The following is a 20,111-nucleotide window of genomic DNA, read 5'->3' as shown; positions in this document are numbered from 1 at the left end:
GGAAAAGAGGCAGAGGGGCGGGGTGCAGGGGGCAGATGGGAAAAATCAATCCTCTCCCCCGCCTCCCTGCTCCCCCTGCCCCAATTCCCAATTCCCCATTCCCATTACCCATTCCCCATTCCCCATTCCAATGAGTGCAGAAATTATTTGTGTTGGTACTGAATTGCTGCTAGGAGATATCCTCAACGGCAATGCTCAATATTTGGCGCAACAATTAGCGCAGCTAGGTATTCCCCACTACTATCAAACAGTAGTTGGGGACAATCCAGAACGGTTGAAGCAAGTTATAGAAATTGCTATTTCCAGAGCGCAAATTCTCATTTTCACCGGTGGACTCGGCCCCACACCAGATGATCTCACCTGCGAAACCATCGCCGATTTTTTTAAAACCCCTTTGGTAGAAAACCCAGAAATCATCGAAGACATAACCCAGAAATTCGCCCAACGAGGTTGGGTTATGTCACCAAGTAACCGCAAGCAAGCTTTGATTCCCCAAGGTGCAGAAATTCTCCCCAACCCCACAGGAACAGCACCCGGTATCATTTGGCAACCTCGTCCTGAAATCACAATTTTCACCTTTCCCGGTGTTCCCAGTGAAATGTACCCAATGTGGGAAGAAACAGCCATGCCATTTCTCAAAAGTCAAGGTTGGGGTAAAGAAATTATTCACAGTCGGAGTTTAAAGTTTTGGGGTATTGGTGAATCCGCTTTGGCAGAAAAAGTTTCTTCTTATTTGAAGTTGCCAAATCCCACAGTCGCTCCTTACGCAGGTAAGGGGGAAGTAAGATTGCGAGTTTCTGCTAAAGCCACTTCCGAAGCCGCCGCAGAAGAACTAATTGCGCCTATTGAGAAACAACTTAAAGAAATTGCCGGATTGGATTTTTACGGCGTTAATAATGATACTCCTGCTTCTGTTGTCGGTGAGTTATTGCGGGCATCAAAAGAAACCCTTTCAGTAGCAGAATCTTGCACTGGTGGCGGTTTAGGGCAAATGTTGACTGAGATTTCTGGAAGTTCTGATTACTTTTGGGGTGGCGTAATTTCTTATGACAATTCGGTGAAGGTTAAGCTGCTGGGGGTTAACCAGGAAGATTTAGATAAATTTGGGGCGGTAAGTGCTACTGTTGCAGAGCAAATGGCTGTTGGAGTTAAAACCCGCCTTGCAACAACTTGGGGATTGAGTATTACTGGTATTGCTGGCCCCACTGGAGGGACAGATACAAAGCCGGTGGGTTTAGTTTACATTGGTTTAGCTGGGCCAAAGGATGAAGTGACAAGTTTTGAATATCAGTTTGGTACAGTGCGAGGTCGCGCTTTAATTCGTCATGTAAGTGCGAATGCAGCGTTAGATAATCTGCGGCGGAAGTTGTTGACGAGGTAGAAGGTATGTTATCTTTGTCATACATTTGTATGACAAGCGAACCTAACCATGCGAATTAATGCGCGATTAGATGACGAGTATGCTGACAAACTAGCCTTTATTCAACACCAGACTAATCAGGCAGTAACAGATGTAATTAAATCTGCCCTCGAATTGTACTACCAGCAGCTTCAGCAGGAGCAAAAGAATCCTTTCTCAATGCTCACCCAAACAGGCTTTATTGGTTGCGGTGAGACACATCCGGATCTATCTGTAAATTACAAATCAATTTTGAGAGATGGCTTGAAAGCTAAGTATGATCATCGTTGATACTGGCTTTTGGTTAGCCTTAGCAAATCGCAATGACTTTTACCATACTCAAGCAATAACAGTACTTACCAATGTCAACGAACCTCTGATTACGACTTGGGCTGTCGTTACAGAAACTTGCTATCTATTGCTAACAAAGATGGGGAACCACGCCCAAGTAAGTTTGATTAATAACTTATTTTTAGGAGCCTTTACGGTTTTTGATTTGCAACCCCATCATGGTAAACGCATTTGTGAACTGATGGAAAAATATGCGAACTTACCAATGGATCTGGCCGATGCTTCGTTAGTACTTTTGGCAGAACATCTGGGGCATGGAAGAATTTTGTCTATAGATTTCAGAGATTTTAATGCTTACCGTTGGAAAAATCAGTATCCGTTTGAAAATCTAATGGTATATCAGTAATATTTGACACAATTAACTTCTAATCATCAGTCATTCTATACTTATCCATCAGCACAATTAATCAAGGATCGCTTGCTGTATTCTTCAGAGTTTGTTACAAAAGTACAAAGAACTTCTAGAGACCCAAAACTCCAAGTTCCTACTTTGTTTCATGTCTAATGCGAATATAAAAAGTTTAGTAATAAATTATACATAATCATTAGCCATCAGCCATTCTATACCTATCCATCAGCACAATTAATCACGGGATCGCTTGCTGTATTCTTCATGATTTGTTACAAAAGTACAAAGAACTTCTAGAGACCCAAAACCACATGTTCGGCGGACTTACTGGTTTACAAGATCCTAAAGGCACTGATTGGGGTGAGCGGATGCTCAACACGGTCGCCAGCCAAACGATTCGCCACCTGTTTACCCAAAGCGAGTCAGTAGAAGTCTTTGTGCGCTGCTACCCCTCCAGCAAGCTCTTGCAAGGCAGCATTGATAGCTTCAAAATGAGTGGTCGTGGCTTAGTGATTCGGAAAGATTTTGCGGTGGAGGAGATGTCTTTTGAAACCGATGCGGTGGCTATTGACTTCGGCTCGGTTTTAAGTGGCAAACTCAGCCTTAAGCAACCCACTCAAGCGATCGCTCAAGTCATATTATCAGAAGCAGGCATAAACCAAGCCTTTAATGCAGAACTGGTGAAAAAGCGCCTGCTTAATCTCACCGTGCCATCACTGACAGAATTATCTGGCGGTGAACCGATCTCCTTTACGGATGTTCAGATACAGCTATTGCCAGAAAATCGCTTACAGCTTGTAGCAAAAGCAGATTTAAACAATGGCGAACTCGTACCTCTAAGCATGATTTTAACTATAGGTATTGAAAGGCGGCGGCGAGTTTCTTTCAAAGATCCGAAAATTCAACTTGACCAAGTGCCAGAAGCACAACGGGAAATCTCGCAAACCTTGAGCGTGGCTTTGGTAGAAATTTTAGATAATATGGTCGATTTGGATCGTTTTGACCTTGATGGAGTGAAAATGCGGCTCAACCGATTAGAAACTGAAGGTCAAAAACTTATTTTCAGTGGATATGCTGAAATTGAACGTATTCCACATAGCGCTTAATATGATAGTTTCACGCAAATAAGGCAAGTAAAATTTTTAATGTAAGTTCGTCTAACCTCTCCTTACCTTGAACTAAAGTCCAAGTCTGTCCCTTTCCGAGTCGGCGAGGGACAATTTTACGTAGTCAAGATTCAGAGCAAAACACTTGTAGAGACGGCGATTTATCGCGTCTCAAAACCCCAAAATTTTTGCCAATAGCCCTTAAATGAACCGTATTGTATTATGAATAAGCAGTCGAATTCAGGTTTTTTTAGCATTTTTGTGCAAAGCTCTAAAACAAAATTAAATACCGCCTAGATGGTTCTAGGCGGTATTGTAAATCTTTCAGTTTTTAAAAGAGTTGGAGTTAGGAATTATGGATTATAAATTGCAAGCAATTCTTATCCATTATTGATTGCTCATCACTTTTTATCTTCCCACGCCTACATATTGGAATCCAGCCCGGATCATTGCTTCGGGGTCGAGGAAGTTACGACCATCAATGATAACTGGGTGAGCCATCAATTTTGCCATCTTCACATAGTCGAGAGTGCTGAACTGCTGCCATTCGGTAACGAGTACTAAGGCATCGCAGCCGTCAGCTAATCTTTCGGCATCGGTTTCTACTAACACGCCAGAAAGACCATGACGCATACCTGTTTGGGAAATAATAGGATCGTAAGCTTTAACTTTGGCTCCTAGTCTGTTTAGCTGCTCAATTAAAATCAGGGCTGGAGCATCGCGCAAGTCGTCGGTATCTGGCTTGAAAGTCAGTCCGAGTAGTCCGACTGTTTTGCCTTTGAGAATTTTCAGAACTTGTTGGAGTTTCTCCAAAGCAATCAAGCGTTGGCGTTCGTTAACACTGACAGCAGCTTTCATTAGCTGGGCTTCATAACCATAATCATCAGCAGTGTGAATCAGAGCCGAAACATCTTTGGGAAAGCAGGAACCACCCCAACCGATACCAGCTTGTAAAAACTTGTTACCAATGCGGGAGTCTAAACCAATACCTTTGGCTACTTGGGTGACATCAGCACCGACGCGATCGCAAATATTAGCAACTTCGTTAATAAAACTAATCTTAGTGGCTAAGAAGGCATTAGCGGCGTATTTAATCATTTCCGCCGAACTCAAGTCTGTTGCCAGAATTGGCACTGGGGGCAAAGATTGATCCTCAGCGTACTTGCGTTCCACAATTGGGGCATACAGTTGTTGCATTAAGGCTACTGCTCTTTGGCTATTGCCTCCTAGTACAATGCGATCGGGGTTGAAAGTGTCGTGAACTGCCGAACCTTCGCGCAAAAACTCTGGATTGCTGACTACATCAAACTCGGCTACAAACTCAGGTAATTTATCATCACTTGGCACACCACCTGCGGGTATCAGTGTTTTCTGACGCTCTGCAACACCATCTAGAACAAGCATCCGTACCCAGTCACCTGAGCCAATGGGGACTGTAGATTTATTCACTATCACTTTATAACCACCGTTGAGATTTTCCCCAATCCCACGGGCTACAGCTTCGACGTAACGAGTATCACTTTCACCAGTGGGTAAAGGTGGTGTTCCCACCGCAATAAACAGAATTTCACCGTGGGCAACTCCAGCAGCAAGATCGCTTGTAAAATGAATCTTCTGTGTTTGAATGGCAGACTGCATAATTTCTGAGAGTCCCGGCTCAAAAATTGGGGACTGTCCAGACTTCATTAACTTAACTTTTTCTTCGTTGTTGTCTACGCAAATTACATCATGCCCAATATGAGCCAAGCAAGCACCTGTAACTAAACCAACGTAGCCAGTACCAATTACGCAAACACGCATTCTTTAACTCCCTAATTTTTTTGGTGTAGTCTTCAAAAAGAAGTTATCAATATGACACTTAACACACAGTTAGAAAACTCAGTAACTAAGCATACCAGCTACCCTTTGAGTGAGCCTGCATGAGAATTCAGAGCAACGCTAGGCGCTACGCTACTTAGTTGGTTGAATTATTGACATCGCCTTGAATGCGATCGCGGAAATCTTCTATTGTCAGTTTTAACCCCTCTTGCAGAGGAATGGTAGGTTCCCAATTTAACCAAGTCTTTGCCTTAGTGATATCAGGCTGACGACGGCGGGGATCGTCCGAAGGTAGTGGCTCGAATTTAATCTGTGCATCTGGATTGATCATGTTCTGCACAGCTTGTGCCAACTGTAAAATCGTGTATTCACCAGGATTGCCCAAATTCATTGGGCCAATATACTCGCTATTCATCAGGCGGATGAATCCTTCTACCAAATCGGAAACGTAGCAGAAACTCCGAGTTTGCGAACCATCTCCGTACACGGTTAAAGGATTACCCCGCAAGGCTTGAACTATAAAATTGCTCACCACCCGACCATCGTTTTCTAACATTCTCGGGCCATAAGTGTTAAATATCCGCACAACTCGAATATCAACTTTATTTTGTCTGTAGTAATCAAATGCTAAAGTCTCAGCAATTCTTTTACCTTCGTCGTAGCATGAACGTATCCCAATGGGATTAACGCTACCCCGATACTCTTCAGTTTGGGGATGAACTTCTGGATCTCCGTATACTTCACTCGTTGAAGCCAAGAAAAATCTAGCTTTCACACGTTTAGCCAGCCCCAACATATTCAGGGTTCCCATGACGTTAGTTTTAACGGTTTTAACTGGGTTGTACTGGTAATGTACTGGTGAAGCAGGACAAGCTAAATGATAAATTTGATCTACTTCTAACCGAATTGGTTCGGTAATATCGTGGCGGATAAGTTCAAAGTACGGATGACCTAACCACTTAAGAATGTTACGTTTATGGCCAGTGTAAAAGTTATCCAAGCATATTAATTCATGCCCTTCATTCATTAATCGGTCGATGAGATGGGAACCAATGAACCCAGCACCGCCCGTCACCAAAATTCTCATAGTTTCCCAGTTACTTACAAATATTTTCAGTACCTATTGCACTTACTTTTAGATTACCCAGCTTGGGGACAAAAATACAGAACTCAAAAAAGAACAAGGCTTAATCAAAAAGTATTGTTGAACTTACTTATTTTTCTAAGGTTATAACCTTGTGATGTTTTTACCTACTTCTTTAATAATTTAACTAGCAAAATAACAAACTTAGTCTCAATATTGTCAGTCTTCTACTTAAAGTTCATCAAATCTTCAATAATATAAAGTGTTTTGCGGTTATTGGTGTTCTCAGTTGGATGCAAAGCAGTAAAGAATTGACTGTAGGAATATCTATATATTCTTACAGTCAATTCTTTTGTTGCAAAGCTTTTTTTGAATACAGATCGCAGCCCCAGTTCACTCAGATAGACTAAAATCTGCTTGATATTATACAGCAGATGTAATACTAGTAACCGTGTTAGACATAACTGCATTTGTGGTTTGGGTGCGCTGCGGTTCTCCAAGCATGACAATGGAGCAGGTTAGTTGTCTGGCTAACTGGGTTGTAACATCGCTAATGGCTAACCCTCCAGGACTGGTACGATTGCGTATAAAAGGTAAAACAACTAAATCATATAATCGTGCTGCCTGCAAAATTGCTTGGGCAACATTTTCATGGGCGATAATTTGAATTTCTGGAGCATTAGCCAAAGCTAAATTAGATACCATTAGGGAGAGGTGCGATCGCCTCCAAGCAATTTTACTGGAACTCGTGCGGCGATCGCACACATTTAACACAGTAATGTGGCTCTGATTAGCCTCTGCCAGCATCTGGGCAAATTGTACAGGCTGTAATATGGGTGCTGTTAAGTTTTCTACTGGTACTAAGATGCGCTGAATTTTTTTCGGTGATTCTACTAGACGTGTTACTGCTACTGGACAATGGGATGCCCAAAGCACACCATCAATCACATTCCCAAATAAACGCGCTCGTAACCCAGTCCGTTTACCCCAACCCATCACAATTAAATTAGCCTTTTGTTCGCGGGCGGCTCGGCTAATTCCTTGAGCAAAGGCATCATCAATTCGCAGCATTGGTTCTGCGGTAACACCTAATAATCGACTGTGTGTCGTGGCTTTGGTCAATAACTGCTCACTGCGTTGTAGAGAAGTTTCTAACTGTGGTGCATCCATTTGAGCCGCAGCAGTTGCGATCGCCAGTGGTATAATTTTTCCCTGAGACTGACGCGCTAATAAGGCTGCCATTTCAATTAAATGCTGTTCGGTATGAGGATTATAGACAGGTACGACTATCGTAAAAGCGCTGTCTCTCTCTGGTGCATTCTGATCAGGTAGAGGTGGTGCTGGATCTTCCTCTGGTAAGGAATTCAAACCAACAGCTATTCGACTGGTTATCAACGGCCCCAAAGTTGATGTGACAACCATTAAGACAATGACACTGTGTAATACTTCTAGTGGCAGCAACCCAGCTCGATATCCCACTAACGTCGCTGCTAAGGTTGTACCAACCTGGGGAAGTGATAGCGACCAGATGGTTAGCGTTTCTTGCCACTTGTAGCGGTAAACCAGTTTTGTGAACAATGCTGCAATCAATTTACTGCCAATCAAACCGACTATCATCAACAGCGTTAACTTGAGCGTATCCAGGTTGTTCACAAAGGTGGATAGATTGATCAGTAAGCCAAGGTCAACAAAGAAAATGGGAATAAACAACACACTGCCAATAAATACCACCTTTTCTTTGACAGGGCCTTCACCCACAGCTTCATTCACAGCCAAACCCGCTAAAAAAGCACCAACTATTTTTTCTACCCCAATCAATTGAGCGCCTACAGCCGCCAGAAATACGGAAAGTAATACAAACAAAAACTTGTTTCCTTCATCATCTCCAGACCGCTTGAAAAATTCCTTACCTGCCCAATCAAAGCCTGTAACAACGGCAACAGAGTAAATAATTAACCAACCCGACAAGGTGAGTAGTTTAGCAAAGCTGAATGCTCCAGCATGAGTGATGCCTACACAAACGCCTAAGATCAGTACTGCCCCAATATCTGTAAAAATCTTGGCTCCAATGACAACAGTAATAGCTTTATTATTTACTACTCCCAAACGGCTGATTATGGGATATGCCAAAAGAGTATAGGAAGTGAATAAAGAGCCAATTAAAATTGAAGTATTCCAGCCATAGCCTAAAATCAGCCCTACTAAGCTTCCTATTATCAAGGGAACCATGAAAGTCAAGCTAGCAAACCCAAAGGCACGACTTTTTTGGCGACGGAACTTTTCGAGATCAACTTCTAGCCCTGCGACAAAGAGTAAATAAATTAACCCAATATCTGATAGTAGGTTAATCATCGGTGAGTCAGACTGAAATAAATTCCAGCCTGAAGGCCCAAGTACTAGCCCGGAGAAAACCAAACCCACTAATCCTGGTAATCTTAGCCGCTCAAACATGATCGGGATAACTAAGATAACCACCAGCAAAATAGCAAAGGGAACAATTGGTTCCTTGCCAAGAACTTGGGAAGTTGGTTCCAGAACAAGAACTTGTGATATGAGTTCCATCATGTAGGAATTGAAGGGGCTATGGTAAAACTGCGATTACCTTGGGGCGATCGCCTGATGGATATAAAATGGGTAAGCCACCTGACGAAAAATTAAAAATATTAACTTACACTAACTAGGCAATTGTCTAAGAACTAACTACCTACGGATGGATTTGACTTAAAATAAACCGCAAGCGATCGTAGTCGTCTTTAAGTAGCACACTTAGGTTACGCCCAGCTTTAATTAGCCATTCTCGGTCAGCTTTGCGTAACTGGTATACATCTCGAATAGCAGCTGCGGTCAAGGACTCGACTGGCGCACCATTAATACAAAGTAGTGTCCGCAAAAAATTTAGTTCTTCAGTAAATTTAACGATCGCTTCTGGTTCACACCGATAAACAGCTTGATGAATTTGCGGGGGACGGGGTGGTAGATACTGATATATTCTTTGGTTATAACCTTGATTCTGGGAAGATTGTTCAAATCCTACGATTGCAGCCCGAAATTCTGTTCTCAACATGGCAAATATCTGGGGTTGTTCCTCGCGTAAGTCTTGCAATGACAACCCCAAAGCCCTAGCCCTGTGTACAGAATCTATAGGCATAGTAGTGGCATAATATACCACAGCATAAACTTGATTACCAGATTCTTCATCTACAGAACAAACCCAACTACCAAAGGGTGGCATGGAAGGAAAGCTTAAATCTTCTGGTTCTAAACACTGAGCTAAAAATTCGGTACTAGTAGTCTCAATCACCTCCGCAATGTGGTTGGGATGGCGATCGCCAGTAGCAAACTGTGGTAGTGGGAGGCGCATGGGAGTGCTGAGTGCTGAGTTAAGAGTTAGGAGTTAGGAGTTAGGAGTTGAGGAATCATAACTCCTAACTCCTAACTTCTCATTCCTAACTAAGTGTTATTTGGCTTTTTTACGTCCGGCTATGGTCTCTACAAGTTCCAATTCGCTCAGGCGAAAGGTAACTAATTTATCCCAGTTACCACCTTCAAATAATACGGCTACTTTGCCATCGGTCAGTCGTTGCACGAGTCCTTCGTAGCGATAATAGGTATCTGCGGGATTCTTGACGCGAACAGTTGCTCCAGGCAGAATCATGTTTTTAGCCTCGCTTGTTTCCTTTTAATAGCTTAATACTTGTTATTAGTCATTTGTCGTTGGTTCTTACAAATGACTAATGACCAATGACTAATGACGAATCAATAATACTTCTGCCTTTGGCGAAAATTTGCTACCGATTCTACTATTCCCAAGGAAATGAAGTTGGTCAGCATAGCAGAACGCCCATAACTCATCCAAGGTAAAGGTATTCCTGCCACAGGTGCTAGACCTACAGTCATGCCAACGTTCACAATCACCTGAAACACGATCATAGATAAAACGCCAATAGCCAGCAAGGAACCAAAGTTATCTTTGGCGGTTTGGGCAACATGCAGCAGACGGAGGCAAATTAAGCAGAAGACAAACAGCACTAACAAACAACCAACAAAACCGAATTCTTCTCCGACTGCGGAGAAAATAAAGTCTGTATGCTGTTCGGGTACAAAATTCAGTTGCGTCATTGGCCCCTTGAACAGACCCCATCCCCAAATTTCACCAGCACCAATGGCAATACGAGATTGGATTAAGTGATACCCAGCACCCAGTGGATCGTGATCGGGATCCATGAATACAGTTAGCCGAGCTTTTTGATATGGTTTTAGAATATGGTTCCAAGCGAAGACTCCTAATTCGCCACCCAGTATATTGAGAGTCCACGCGCCGATCGCACTGCAACCAAATCTACGCCAAGGGAGAGTTTGCCAGCCCAAAATAGCCATCGCAAATGACCAAACTATTCCCAATGGGCCAAAAGATAGTTCTTTGAATAAAATTATTGGCTCTGATAAAGGCCAAGATATACTAAACAAAATGGCTGCAACCACAGGAGAAATCAGCAGAATTAACCAGCCTGGGTTAGCATTTGCCCAATAAAGCATTCCTAAGACGATCGCACCAAATACCAATGATGTTGCTAAATCTGGTTGCAAAAATACTAATCCCCAAGGTATGGCGGTAATTGCCAGAACTCGGAAAACACCTTCAAGGCTAGAAGCAGTACGCCTGTGTAGCAAAGCTGCTAAGGTAACGATCATGCCGACTTTGGCAAATTCTGAGGGTTGCACGTTAAAGCCAGCGATACTAATCCACCTCTGTGCCCCTTTAGCGCTAGTACCAGCTATCATCACCGCAATTAAGCTGAAATTCGTTAGTGAGTATGTTACCCAGTGCCACTGCATTAAGAATTCGTAGCGGATGCGAGATAACAATAGGGCTATAACCACGCCGATACCCGCTACCATCCAGTGCCACCACCAATCAGTTACTGGCTGCTTCAGTTCCGTACTGAGAATCATGATGCCACCAAAGATACTGATAGCAACTGGCAAACAAAATAGTAGCCAATCTACATTTTGCCAGGGCTTAACCCAAGACTTCCAGCGAATTTTGGGGAGCGATCGTTTTAATAACATTGTGCCAATTTAGACTTTTTTAATTGTTGGGAATTGGGAATTGGGAATTGGTTATTTCGCCTCTGCTTCCCCTACTCCTTTGTCCCCAATCTCCAGTCCCTAGTATTCCCAGTACATAGCCCAGGAAGCAGATAGAAATTAAAATTAATTATGTCAACGCAGCAACTGATACTTTACCAGCAATGGTAAGAGCGATCGCAGTTAATGCTTTTGCCGAAGCTGAATCTGGATCGCCAACAACTATCGGCACACCACTGTCACCACCAACTCGTGTGGAAATTTCTAGCGGTACGCACCCCAACAGTGGTACTCCCAATTCGGTGGCAGTTTTGGAGCCTCCACCAGAACCAAAGATGTCATAGTGTTTATCTGGTTGATCGGGGGGGATAAAATAGCTCATATTTTCCACAATCCCCAATACCGGGACATTCATCTGCTGGAACATCCGTAATCCCTTGCGAGAATCTAATAGGGCTACAGTTTGCGGCGTGGTGACAATTACCGCCCCGGCCATTGGCACTGCTTGAGTTAAAGTTAACTGAGCATCTCCGGTTCCCGGTGGCATATCTACAATCAAATAATCCAGTTCTCCCCATTGCACTTGATAGAGAAACTGGCGAATTACGCCATTGAGCATAGGCCCCCGCCAAATGACTGGTTGATCTCGGTCAATCAAAAAGCCCATTGAAACTAATTTGACACCGTGATTAAAAGCAGGCTCCAGAATATCACCTGTTTCAGTGGAACGCACCACAATTTGGGCATCAGCTAGACCCAGCATAGTGGGATCGTTGGGGCCGTAAATATCAGCGTCTAACAAGCCAACTTTCGCCCCAGTTTGAGCTAGAGCTACTGCTACATTCACCGCCACCGTACTTTTACCAACGCCACCTTTGCCACTGGAAACAGCAATGATATTTTTCACCCCAGAAATACCAGTGCGGTCAGGCAAACTTTTTTGTTGGGGTGTTTCTGCGGTTACTTCTATGCTGACATCTGTAACGCCTGGGAGTTTTTTGACAGCTTTCTGACAGTCTTCGACGATAAATTCACGTAAAGGACAGGCAGGAGTGGTCAACACTAAAGTGAAACTAACCTTGCCACCGTCAATTTTGACGTTGCGAATCATATTCAGTTCCACCAGACTTTTGCGGAGTTCTGGGTCTTCCACTGGACGCAAAATTTCTAGGACAGAGCGAGAATCGAGGACATCGTACATAAAAATTTAAAATTCAAAATGAATAAATACACTTGTGGCGAACATCTTAGCTATTAACTCGATGTTTTCTTAAGTAAGGTCAGCTTAGTGTTTTCACTGTCAATGCCGTAATCAAACTTAGCAAATGGCATTATTACCTAATAGAATCTTAACTTTCTTTGGGCATTGGGCATTAGCCTGGATTTCTCACTTGTGAGAAATCTAAGGGGTGTGGGAGGTGTGGGAGGATGGGGAAGAAGTCTTACCCCCACACTCCCCACACTCCCCACACTCCCCACACTCCCCACACTCCTTTGCTCCCCAATCCCCTTTACCTAAAAATCAAAACAACTGTCATCAAGAGATTTCTTCTTCCCAGATACCGTTGGTAATGCCGTCTTTTCTGCTGCTTCTACTAAAGACCGTGCTACTCGGTCTACATAAGGACGGGATAAAGACCAAATCAGGGGCGATAACCACCCCCGTAGCGTTACAGAATAAGATAAACAAGTACCACAAACAGTTGACTCTACTTGATAAGTCACCCGTTCCTCTATCCCTGGAATTGCCAGGACTCGGATACTCAGCATCTCCTTGTGACTGACACGCTCCACAAAAATACGGATGGGAATTGGTGAAAAGCGTGTTACAGCATGAAAAATCAATCCTGGTTTCGGTACTAATCCGTAGGGTACATTAGTACTCTTAAGTAGTGGATGCCAGGAAACATCTGTTAAGTCAGCGACTTTTTGCCATAGTTCATCTACAGAAGCAGAACTAATCTCTCGATACGTCCGCACCAGAGAAGCGCAAAACCGACGACGTTTGCGGTGGATGAATTTGGATAACCAATCTTGCATTTTCCTAATCCTCCTCCCTAGACACTTTCTGGCAACTCTGGTATTGTGTGCAACTACGCTCAGTTGCTGAAGTACCAAATGAGCGAAATAGTTAAAATTAACAAAATAAAACTCAGTCAATATACAAGCCTATACGCATTTGAGGGAAAATAACTCTAGTGATGGCCATCAATCGTATAAATGCTTAACCAGTAAGAAAAAAGCGGGTTGTGCAAATAGAGCTTGATTTTTGGCGCGTGTTTCCCCCAAATTTTTAAAATTAAGAAATTTGTGGCTTTCTGGAAATTGTAATTTAGGTTCGGGAATCTATGTTGACCAACTCGCAAACACCAACTGTAGCAGTAGAATCATCCAAGTCTTTGCCAGCACCTGGCGCTCAGATGAGAGTCAGTCAGTTTATGAAACAACTGCAAGACGAAATTACTGAATCATTGGCAAAACTAGATGGTGTGGCTAAGTTTAATGAAGATAGTTGGGAACGCCCTGAAGGGGGTGGAGGGCGATCGCGCGTGCTGCGAGAAGGTGCAATATTTGAACAAGCAGGTGTAAACTTTTCTGAAGTTTGGGGTTCCCATTTGCCAGCCTCAATTTTAACCCAACGCCCTGAAGCCGCAGGACATGGCTTTTATGCCACGGGTACTTCAATGGTGTTACATCCTCACAATCCTTACGTGCCCACAGTTCATCTAAATTATCGCTACTTTGAAGCGGGGCCCGTGTGGTGGTTTGGTGGCGGTCTTGACTTGACACCTTATTACCCGTTTGCCGAAGATGCGGCACATTTACACAAAACATTAAAACAAGCTTGTGACAAACACCACCCAGATTATTACCAAGTATTTAAGAAGTGGTGTGATGAATATTTTTACCTCAAGCATCGTGATGAGACACGGGGTGTAGGTGGTCTGTTTTTTGATTACCAAGATGGTCAAGGTGCTTTATATCGCGGGCCAAACCCCGATGGGGAAGCAGCTATTCATAGCAACCAGGTGGGAACACCAGAAACCCGCAATTGGGAAGATTTGTTTGCTTTTGTGCAAGACTGTGGCAGAGCATTTTTACCAGCCTACGTACCTATTGTAGAACGGCGACATGGGATGGAATATGGCGATCGCCAACGGAATTTTCAACTCTATCGCCGGGGACGGTATGTAGAATTTAACTTGGTTTATGACCGAGGTACTATTTTTGGTCTGCAAACCAACGGACGCACCGAATCAATTCTCATGTCCCTACCACCTTTAGTGCGCTGGGAATACGGCTATCAACCGGAACCCAATTCCCCCGAAGCCGAGTTGTATGAAACCTTCCTTAAGCCTCAAGATTGGATTAACTGGACACCACCTCAATAGTGCTTGTTAGCGGTAGCGGAGCTTTTAGCCTGTGCGGAGTTAGGAGTTTTCCCTATCTCCCTCATTTTCTTAGTCTCTGCCACTCCTCGTTTAAAATTGCTACTCAGTACTGATTTAGTGAGTTAAACTACTAAAGTTAAGCACCTAGCAGAAAAAGGTGACAATTTTAGCTATAGCTTGTTAATCTCAAGTGACAGCGTTAGACAATTCTGTAACTACCTAATCTTAAGAGGAATGCCACGGGGAGGGCTTTAGTGATTCATATAGACCAAAAAACTTATACAACCCAAGACGGAAACACCGTTATTGTCTTAACACCAGCAGGTCGCCTAGACATTACCACTGCTTGGCAATTTCGCCTGAAGTTACAAGAGTGTATTTCCAAACTCAGCCGCCATGTAGTTGTAAATCTGGCTCAGGTGAATTTTATTGATAGTTCTGGCCTCACATCTTTGGTAGCTGGAATGCGTGATGCTGATAAAGTCAAGGGCAGTTTCCGCATCTGCAATGTACATCCAGAAGCCAAACTCGTGTTTGAAGTGACGATGATGGATACTGTCTTTGAAATCTTTGAAACAGAAGATGAAGCTTTAGAAGGTGTACCTCGTAGTATGGCTAGCTAAAGAAGAGTTAGAAGTTAATAGAAACTTCATAACTCGTAACTCATGAATGATAGGTTTATCTTATTGAATACTGATTCCGCTTGGTGTAGCGATAGGGGCCCATAATCGCTCCCCAAGTTGCTTTTCCAGTTTCTGGATCAATTCCTTTGTCGTAGCTGTGAAATTCTGCCGCAGTGGTTTCAAAGCCCAACGAAACATAGATGCTATTACCAAGATAAGTAAAGCTGCAACGAGTGTCTGGTTGTGGTGTGGCGGTAAACTTATAGCGATCGCCAGCTAATGCTTCGTGAGTTACTGTCAGTATACAACCTGGTAGTAAATCTAATTGTTCGGGTGTCAGTGTGTTCAGTAGAGCAGGGTTATTGCCTGCGCCTCTTAACGCATCTGGATCTTGAGGTATATAGTATTGTACTTCCAGAGATGTGTGAGAGTTGCTACCCTGACGCAACCGCATAATTCTCTGACGGTAAGGTTTATCTAGGTTAATTACGCTAGCTTGTTCGGCAAACAAGGTGATGCTATCTTCTGTGAACAAATTCACTGGTCTTTGCCACATTCGGAGATGCACATACCAAACTGGTTCTTCTATAGCTTGTTCTCGATTATCAAATTCACCAGCTAGGTACTCACCTAAAGCAATTAACTGTGGCGAGAAGTTCATAAATTCAATAAAAAAAATCATTAAGGAGAAATATTTCTGGCTAGTTTTTTAGAGGAAAAGGTCTTAATCCCCTGTGGTTACTAGCTTATAAAATACTTTTGATTTGTTTATATTGTAGATGAAACCGTCACAAGTCAAAAGCTCAACTTGGCAAAGTAGCCTTTAAGCGAGAAAATAAAGATACGTCGCCCTTAACATTTTCTTTGTGAATAACGTCCGTACTGTCTCTGATACAAAACGAACTTTTTACAATCTTCATACCCGTCCGATTAACACTATTTATCGTCGGGTAGTAGAAGAATTGATGGTAGAAATGCACCTGCTGTCAGTAAATATCGATTTTAGCTACAATCCAATTTATGCCTTGGGTGTCGTCACAACTTTTGACCGCTTCATGGAAGGCTATCAACCAGAACGGGATCAAGAATCAATTTTTAACGCCTTATGTCAGGCTATAGAAACAGATCCACAACGCTATCGACACGATGCCCAAAGATTGCAAGCTGTAGCTAAAGGTTTGCCTGTTAAAGATTTAATTGGGTGGCTAGCCCAAACTACTTACTTAGATAGAGATACTGACTTGCAAACACAACTGCAAGCGATCGCCAACAATCCTAACTTTAAATACAACCGTTTGTTCGCAATTGGTTTATTTTCGTTATTAGAACAGTCAGATCCGGAATTAGTCAAAGATGAAAAGCAACTAACTGAGGCGCTAAAAGCGATCGCAGCTGGCTTGCACGTATCTGATGACAAACTCAACAAGGATTTGGAATTATACCGTTCTAACCTAGATAAGATGGCGCAAGCGCTGGTAGTAATGGCAGATATGCTCTCAGCCGATCGCAAAAAACGCGAACAACGTAAACAACAATCAACGACTCCCGTTGCTCCCCCAAGTTCCAACGAATAGTTAGGAGTTAGGAGTTAGGAGTTATTAACAATTAACTCCTAACTTCTAACTCATCACTATTGATTTTAAACACCCAATAATTTGTAGATTAAGCTGTTAATTATAGTCAGCGTAAATGCTCCAATAACAGCACTCCAAATACCGTAACGTAAGCGAAAGCCCTCTACTAACCAAGCAGCAATACTAAAGCAAACTACGGCAATCATAAATGTGAAAATGCCGGATAGTAAATCCAATGTAAGTAAATTGGGGACTGCAAAAACGAGGCTTAAAATCGGTCTGACTATTGCCGTCACGATACCAAGCACTGCGGCAGAAAGAAAGGCTTTACCAGGAGTATCAATTTCAACTCCTAAAGGTAATTTACTAATTATCAACAGGCTGATAGCTGTTACTACCCAAACAATTAAAAGCGTAACGATATTCATGCCACAACCCCTGAAACGTGAATGGCAATTGGTGATAAATTCCTTCAGTTTATCGGTGGAAAAATTTTTAAAGCTCAACCAATTATTTGTAAGTTAGCAGAAATTTCATTGCTAACCGAATTTTGTTTTAGATATCTTTAGGATTGAGAAAAAGCTCCAGGGGGAAAGGGGGCAGGGGAGGTAGGGAGACAAGGGGGAATTATTGAACAAATCTCTTCCTTGTCTCCCCCCTCTTCCTTGTCTCCCTTGTCTCTTATTCATGCCCCATGCCCTTATTTCATCTTTTAAGAGGTGCTTGTGTTTGTTTGGGTGCTACAGGGGCTTGGGATGCTGGTGGGTTGGAAATACCAGGATTGATAGGACTGATGCCTTGCTCGGTTGGAGGCTGACTTACACCAGGTAAGGGTACGGAATTAGGTGCTAAGGGAAATTTAGGGGTAATATTCCCTTCGGGATTGATGCCTGGAACTGGGGCTATACCAGGATTGACTGGGAAAGAGGGGATATTCGGCTGATTGAGTGAGTTTGTGAGTGGTTGAGATGGGCCAGGAATAATTCCTAAAGAAACGCGATCGCCTCCTACTTGCCGTAGCAAATCCAATGTCTCAATCACATCATTATAAGTTGCTGTCCGCGAAGCATTTAGCACCACAACAGCACTCGGGTTTGCTTGAAGATATTGTTTTAGCCTTACTCCCAAATCATCGCGTTTTACTGGCTGTTTTTCTATGTAAGTATTACCAACGGCATCGATAGTTACAATCAGACTTCCACTTTGTGATGTTATTGCAGATACTGTACTAGGGCTGGCTTTGGGCAAATCAACATTTATTGCCTGTTGCCGTGTAAATTGTAAAGCCGCCAACAAAAAAAACGTCAGGATACAAAAAACGACATCAATTAAAGGGATGATTTGAATTTGGACTTCTTCAATTGGGGTATGTAGATTAACTTTCATTTTCTCAATTTAATCGCCTGCTTGGGGGTTTAATTCTTGACTAATTAGGTAAATTTGGGGGTTCAGGAGGTTCAGGCAACCTAGTCTTTCCTGGCTTGCGGGGTGGAGTGAAATTTTCCCGGACAATTGGTGATGTAATATTACTAAAATCAGGGGGGGACTGGCGGTAGAGTAATTCCATCTCATTCCCTGCTTTCCGAAAAACTTTGACTTGGTTGACTACAAAACTTTGAAATAGGCGATAAAATACCAAGCTAATAATGGCAACTATTAACCCAGTTGCCGTACTAATTAAAGATTCACCAATACCAGTAGTTACCCCGGCGGTAGATTCAGTTCCCAAATCGCCAATCCGAATTGAGCGCAGAGAGTGAATTAGACCTAAAACAGTACCTAATAATCCCAGCAGGGGCGCAAGGGCAATCACAGCTTCTAAAAGCTTTTCGCCGCGCCGCATTCCAGCCAATTCATCTTCTGCTGTAGCCTCAAGTGCTAGTCGAAAGGTTTCCACATCAGTTTTTGGAAAACGTAAGGGGGCATAAAGAAAACGCCCGACAGGTTGATGGCTTGCAAGTTTCGCAACGTCAGCAGCTTCTTGCCAATTATCTTGGGCAGCATCCAGAATGCGATCGACTATTTGCTTTTCCTGAGTCAAAATTCGCAGCCAGAACCACAGACGCTCAAAAATCACACTCAAAGATAGAATCGACAGGACAAGTAGAGGCCACATCGCTGGCCCGCCCTTATAAAATAAATCTAAAATATCCACTGTTTAAGTTTCCTCCCTCCATGACTAGAGCAAATGTGCTAAGGCATTTTAATTCTAGAGATTAATGCAAAATGAGGGACTTCCGAAATATAAATTTCTCGAAAAGCTAAAAAGACACTCTAAGCATGGCGTATTTAACTTAGCCTGCTGGACAAATTTGCTGCTGGGTTGCCATAATCTTGAATTAATACAATCACTGTCTAATTTGTCAAACCCTTGCGGTATTAAACTCTTATGGACAATTACAAAATAGGTTTTTGATGACAGATTACGAGTAGCGTCTTCCCGACTAACTAGGGCGGTTATTCGCACCGGGAATTTTTAAGATTATTTGTCAAAATTAAAGATAACTGGAGGTTCAAAATATGAAATTTTCAATCCAATCACTTTATACCTGGTATCGCGATGTTCTCCGTAACCCCAAGTACCGTTGGTGGGTTATTTTAGGAACGTTGGTCTATTTGGTCAGCCCATTTGATGTTCTCCCAGATTTTATACCCGTTGTGGGACAGATTGACGATGTTTTCCTTTTGACTCTGCTAGTTAGTGAGGTATCTGGGCTAGTAATTGAGGGATGGAAGGCTCGTAAGGGTGATGTGGGTACTGAAGTGCCTAATAGTACTGAGGGTTCTACCTCTAGTGGAAGCACAATTGATGTTGATGCTGTTTCTGTTAAGTAGTTTTAATAAAACCCCTGCTTTTGGAATCTGAGGTGGGGGATATTTTTTTAACGCAAAGGGGCGCGGAGGGAAGCGCAGAGGTTCGCGGAGGATGAGAGGGAGTGAGAGGAGGAGTTAGAGGTTGTTGGCTATGCGTTTGATGCCTTCTTTGAGGTGGAGGACGTTAAAGTTGAGGAGAAGACCTAGTTTGCAGTTTGCTAGTTTGAGATAGGTTAGAAGTTGAACTGAGTGAATCGGGTGGAAAGATTCTACAGATTTAATCTCTACAATGACTTGGTTTTCGACAATCAAATCTAATCTATAAACGCATTCCAATTGCACATCTTGGTAAACCAAAGGCAATGGAATTTGCTTACCAACACTTAACCCTGCCTTCTTCAATTCATAATCCAAACACTCCTCATAAGCCGACTCCAACAAACCAGGCCCCAAAGCAGTATGAACCCTCATCGCACAACCAATAATCACCCCACTCAAATCATTCTCTCTCAT

Annotated in this window: 21 protein-coding genes; 8 read left to right on the top strand and 13 right to left on the bottom strand. The window is 42.9% G+C overall.

Annotated features, from left to right (window positions below; genetic code table 11):
* The first annotated feature begins 130 nt into the window (after positions 1–130).
* From V7K69_RS08550 to V7K69_RS08535, 4 genes are all read left to right on the top strand, one after another.
* A complete protein-coding gene (locus tag V7K69_RS08550) occupies positions 131–1,381 on the top strand; it encodes a competence/damage-inducible protein A (RefSeq protein ID WP_335033232.1) in 1,251 nt (416 codons plus the stop codon).
* A 48-nt stretch (positions 1,382–1,429) separates the two neighbouring features.
* On the top strand, positions 1,430–1,690 hold the full coding sequence (locus V7K69_RS08545; protein ID WP_335033230.1) for a CopG family transcriptional regulator: 261 nt from the start codon (positions 1,430–1,432) through the stop codon (positions 1,688–1,690).
* The gene (locus tag V7K69_RS08540; RefSeq protein WP_335033228.1) at positions 1,677–2,096 is read left to right on the top strand and encodes a type II toxin-antitoxin system VapC family toxin; all 420 of its coding nucleotides are present in this window, start codon (positions 1,677–1,679) and stop codon (positions 2,094–2,096) included. Before V7K69_RS08545 ends, V7K69_RS08540 begins: the two co-directional genes overlap by 14 nt.
* A gap of 314 nt (positions 2,097–2,410) precedes the next feature.
* Positions 2,411–3,205: an LmeA family phospholipid-binding protein gene (locus V7K69_RS08535; protein ID WP_335033226.1), complete on the top strand. Its 795-nt coding sequence runs from the start codon at positions 2,411–2,413 to the stop codon at positions 3,203–3,205.
* A gap of 408 nt (positions 3,206–3,613) precedes the next feature.
* Here V7K69_RS08535 and V7K69_RS08530 read toward each other — a convergent pair whose 3' ends face one another.
* The 8 genes from V7K69_RS08530 to V7K69_RS08495 form a co-directional block, all read right to left on the bottom strand.
* Positions 3,614–5,005, bottom strand: a complete 1,392-nt coding sequence (locus V7K69_RS08530; protein ID WP_335033224.1) for a UDP-glucose dehydrogenase family protein — start codon at positions 5,003–5,005, stop codon at positions 3,614–3,616.
* Between the two features lie 154 nt (positions 5,006–5,159).
* A complete protein-coding gene (locus V7K69_RS08525; protein WP_335033223.1) occupies positions 5,160–6,110 on the bottom strand; it encodes a UDP-glucuronic acid decarboxylase family protein in 951 nt (316 codons plus the stop codon).
* A 420-nt stretch (positions 6,111–6,530) separates the two neighbouring features.
* Entirely contained in the window at positions 6,531–8,669 is a 2,139-nt protein-coding gene (locus tag V7K69_RS08520) for a cation:proton antiporter domain-containing protein (protein WP_335033263.1), read from the bottom strand.
* Positions 8,670–8,811: 142 nt separating this feature from the next.
* Positions 8,812–9,468, bottom strand: a complete 657-nt coding sequence (locus tag V7K69_RS08515; RefSeq protein ID WP_335033222.1) for an HAS-barrel domain-containing protein — start codon at positions 9,466–9,468, stop codon at positions 8,812–8,814.
* Between the two features lie 96 nt (positions 9,469–9,564).
* Positions 9,565–9,762: an NAD(P)H dehydrogenase subunit NdhS gene (locus V7K69_RS08510; RefSeq protein WP_012411449.1), complete on the bottom strand. Its 198-nt coding sequence runs from the start codon at positions 9,760–9,762 to the stop codon at positions 9,565–9,567.
* 101 nt (positions 9,763–9,863) lie between these two features.
* Positions 9,864–11,177 carry a rod shape-determining protein RodA gene (gene rodA, locus V7K69_RS08505; protein WP_335033221.1) on the bottom strand — a complete coding sequence of 438 codons (1,314 nt, stop codon included), beginning with the start codon at positions 11,175–11,177 and terminating at the stop codon, positions 9,864–9,866.
* Positions 11,178–11,325: 148 nt separating this feature from the next.
* Positions 11,326–12,396, bottom strand: coding sequence for an Mrp/NBP35 family ATP-binding protein (locus V7K69_RS08500; protein ID WP_335033219.1), 1,071 nt, complete (start codon positions 12,394–12,396; stop codon positions 11,326–11,328).
* Positions 12,397–12,710: 314 nt separating this feature from the next.
* Entirely contained in the window at positions 12,711–13,235 is a 525-nt protein-coding gene (locus tag V7K69_RS08495) for an SRPBCC family protein (RefSeq protein ID WP_335033216.1), read from the bottom strand.
* Between the two features lie 308 nt (positions 13,236–13,543).
* On the opposite strand from V7K69_RS08495, the gene hemF reads away from it, so the two are divergent.
* Together hemF and V7K69_RS08485 are read left to right on the top strand one after the other, a co-directional pair.
* Positions 13,544–14,587 (top strand): oxygen-dependent coproporphyrinogen oxidase, encoded by a 1,044-nt coding sequence (gene hemF / locus V7K69_RS08490; RefSeq protein ID WP_335033214.1) that lies wholly within the window; start codon positions 13,544–13,546, stop codon positions 14,585–14,587.
* 254 nt (positions 14,588–14,841) lie between these two features.
* A complete protein-coding gene (locus V7K69_RS08485) occupies positions 14,842–15,210 on the top strand; it encodes an STAS domain-containing protein (RefSeq protein ID WP_163933353.1) in 369 nt (122 codons plus the stop codon).
* A 55-nt stretch (positions 15,211–15,265) separates the two neighbouring features.
* Here the strand turns inward: V7K69_RS08485 and V7K69_RS08480 are convergent, their stop codons facing one another.
* Entirely contained in the window at positions 15,266–15,871 is a 606-nt protein-coding gene (locus tag V7K69_RS08480; RefSeq protein ID WP_335033211.1) for a chromophore lyase CpcT/CpeT, read from the bottom strand.
* A 205-nt stretch (positions 15,872–16,076) separates the two neighbouring features.
* Between V7K69_RS08480 and psb29 the strand changes: the two genes are divergently transcribed.
* Positions 16,077–16,784 (top strand): photosystem II biogenesis protein Psp29, encoded by a 708-nt coding sequence (gene psb29 / locus V7K69_RS08475; RefSeq protein WP_114083374.1) that lies wholly within the window; start codon positions 16,077–16,079, stop codon positions 16,782–16,784.
* A gap of 65 nt (positions 16,785–16,849) precedes the next feature.
* Here psb29 and V7K69_RS08470 read toward each other — a convergent pair whose 3' ends face one another.
* The 3 genes from V7K69_RS08470 to V7K69_RS08460 all read right to left on the bottom strand — a co-directional run bounded on the left by V7K69_RS08470 (position 16,850) and on the right by V7K69_RS08460 (position 18,939).
* Entirely contained in the window at positions 16,850–17,212 is a 363-nt protein-coding gene (locus V7K69_RS08470) for a phage holin family protein (protein ID WP_012411457.1), read from the bottom strand.
* 277 nt (positions 17,213–17,489) lie between these two features.
* Positions 17,490–18,170: an ExbD/TolR family protein gene (locus V7K69_RS08465; RefSeq protein WP_335033206.1), complete on the bottom strand. Its 681-nt coding sequence runs from the start codon at positions 18,168–18,170 to the stop codon at positions 17,490–17,492.
* A gap of 40 nt (positions 18,171–18,210) precedes the next feature.
* On the bottom strand, positions 18,211–18,939 hold the full coding sequence (locus V7K69_RS08460) for a MotA/TolQ/ExbB proton channel family protein (RefSeq protein WP_335033204.1): 729 nt from the start codon (positions 18,937–18,939) through the stop codon (positions 18,211–18,213).
* A 365-nt stretch (positions 18,940–19,304) separates the two neighbouring features.
* Between V7K69_RS08460 and V7K69_RS08455 the strand changes: the two genes are divergently transcribed.
* Complete coding sequence (locus tag V7K69_RS08455) at positions 19,305–19,619, top strand: YkvA family protein (RefSeq protein ID WP_335033201.1); 315 nt, start codon at positions 19,305–19,307, stop codon at positions 19,617–19,619.
* Between the two features lie 114 nt (positions 19,620–19,733).
* Here V7K69_RS08455 and V7K69_RS08450 read toward each other — a convergent pair whose 3' ends face one another.
* Positions 19,734–20,111 carry a GxxExxY protein gene (locus tag V7K69_RS08450; RefSeq protein ID WP_335033199.1) on the bottom strand — a complete coding sequence of 126 codons (378 nt, stop codon included), beginning with the start codon at positions 20,109–20,111 and terminating at the stop codon, positions 19,734–19,736.

The organism is Nostoc sp. (assembly GCF_036917775.1).
Lineage (GTDB): Bacteria > Cyanobacteriota > Cyanobacteriia > Cyanobacteriales > Nostocaceae > Nostoc.
This window is presented reverse-complemented; position numbering and strand designations above follow the sequence as displayed.

What these genes read in the sequence shown, in the direction of transcription:
- V7K69_RS08465 (WP_335033206.1), bottom strand. Translation starts at nt 18,170, where the DNA reads ATGAAAGTTAATCTACATACCCCAATTGAAGAAGTCCAAATTCAAATC.
- V7K69_RS08545 (WP_335033230.1), top strand. Translation starts at nt 1,430, where the DNA reads ATGCGAATTAATGCGCGATTAGATGACGAGTATGCTGACAAACTAGCC.
- V7K69_RS08530 (WP_335033224.1), bottom strand. Translation starts at nt 5,005, where the DNA reads ATGCGTGTTTGCGTAATTGGTACTGGCTACGTTGGTTTAGTTACAGGT.
- V7K69_RS08455 (WP_335033201.1), top strand. Translation starts at nt 19,305, where the DNA reads ATGAAATTTTCAATCCAATCACTTTATACCTGGTATCGCGATGTTCTC.
- V7K69_RS08550 (WP_335033232.1), top strand. Translation starts at nt 131, where the DNA reads ATGAGTGCAGAAATTATTTGTGTTGGTACTGAATTGCTGCTAGGAGAT.
- V7K69_RS08500 (WP_335033219.1), bottom strand. Translation starts at nt 12,396, where the DNA reads ATGTACGATGTCCTCGATTCTCGCTCTGTCCTAGAAATTTTGCGTCCA.
- V7K69_RS08535 (WP_335033226.1), top strand. Translation starts at nt 2,411, where the DNA reads ATGTTCGGCGGACTTACTGGTTTACAAGATCCTAAAGGCACTGATTGG.
- V7K69_RS08510 (WP_012411449.1), bottom strand. Translation starts at nt 9,762, where the DNA reads ATGATTCTGCCTGGAGCAACTGTTCGCGTCAAGAATCCCGCAGATACC.
- V7K69_RS08480 (WP_335033211.1), bottom strand. Translation starts at nt 15,871, where the DNA reads ATGAACTTCTCGCCACAGTTAATTGCTTTAGGTGAGTACCTAGCTGGT.
- hemF (WP_335033214.1), top strand. Translation starts at nt 13,544, where the DNA reads ATGTTGACCAACTCGCAAACACCAACTGTAGCAGTAGAATCATCCAAG.
- V7K69_RS08515 (WP_335033222.1), bottom strand. Translation starts at nt 9,468, where the DNA reads ATGCGCCTCCCACTACCACAGTTTGCTACTGGCGATCGCCATCCCAAC.
- V7K69_RS08470 (WP_012411457.1), bottom strand. Translation starts at nt 17,212, where the DNA reads ATGAATATCGTTACGCTTTTAATTGTTTGGGTAGTAACAGCTATCAGC.
- rodA (WP_335033221.1), bottom strand. Translation starts at nt 11,177, where the DNA reads ATGTTATTAAAACGATCGCTCCCCAAAATTCGCTGGAAGTCTTGGGTT.
- V7K69_RS08540 (WP_335033228.1), top strand. Translation starts at nt 1,677, where the DNA reads ATGATCATCGTTGATACTGGCTTTTGGTTAGCCTTAGCAAATCGCAAT.
- V7K69_RS08450 (WP_335033199.1), bottom strand. Translation starts at nt 20,111, where the DNA reads ATGAGAGAGAATGATTTGAGTGGGGTGATTATTGGTTGTGCGATGAGG.
- V7K69_RS08495 (WP_335033216.1), bottom strand. Translation starts at nt 13,235, where the DNA reads ATGCAAGATTGGTTATCCAAATTCATCCACCGCAAACGTCGTCGGTTT.
- V7K69_RS08520 (WP_335033263.1), bottom strand. Translation starts at nt 8,669, where the DNA reads ATGGAACTCATATCACAAGTTCTTGTTCTGGAACCAACTTCCCAAGTT.
- V7K69_RS08525 (WP_335033223.1), bottom strand. Translation starts at nt 6,110, where the DNA reads ATGAGAATTTTGGTGACGGGCGGTGCTGGGTTCATTGGTTCCCATCTC.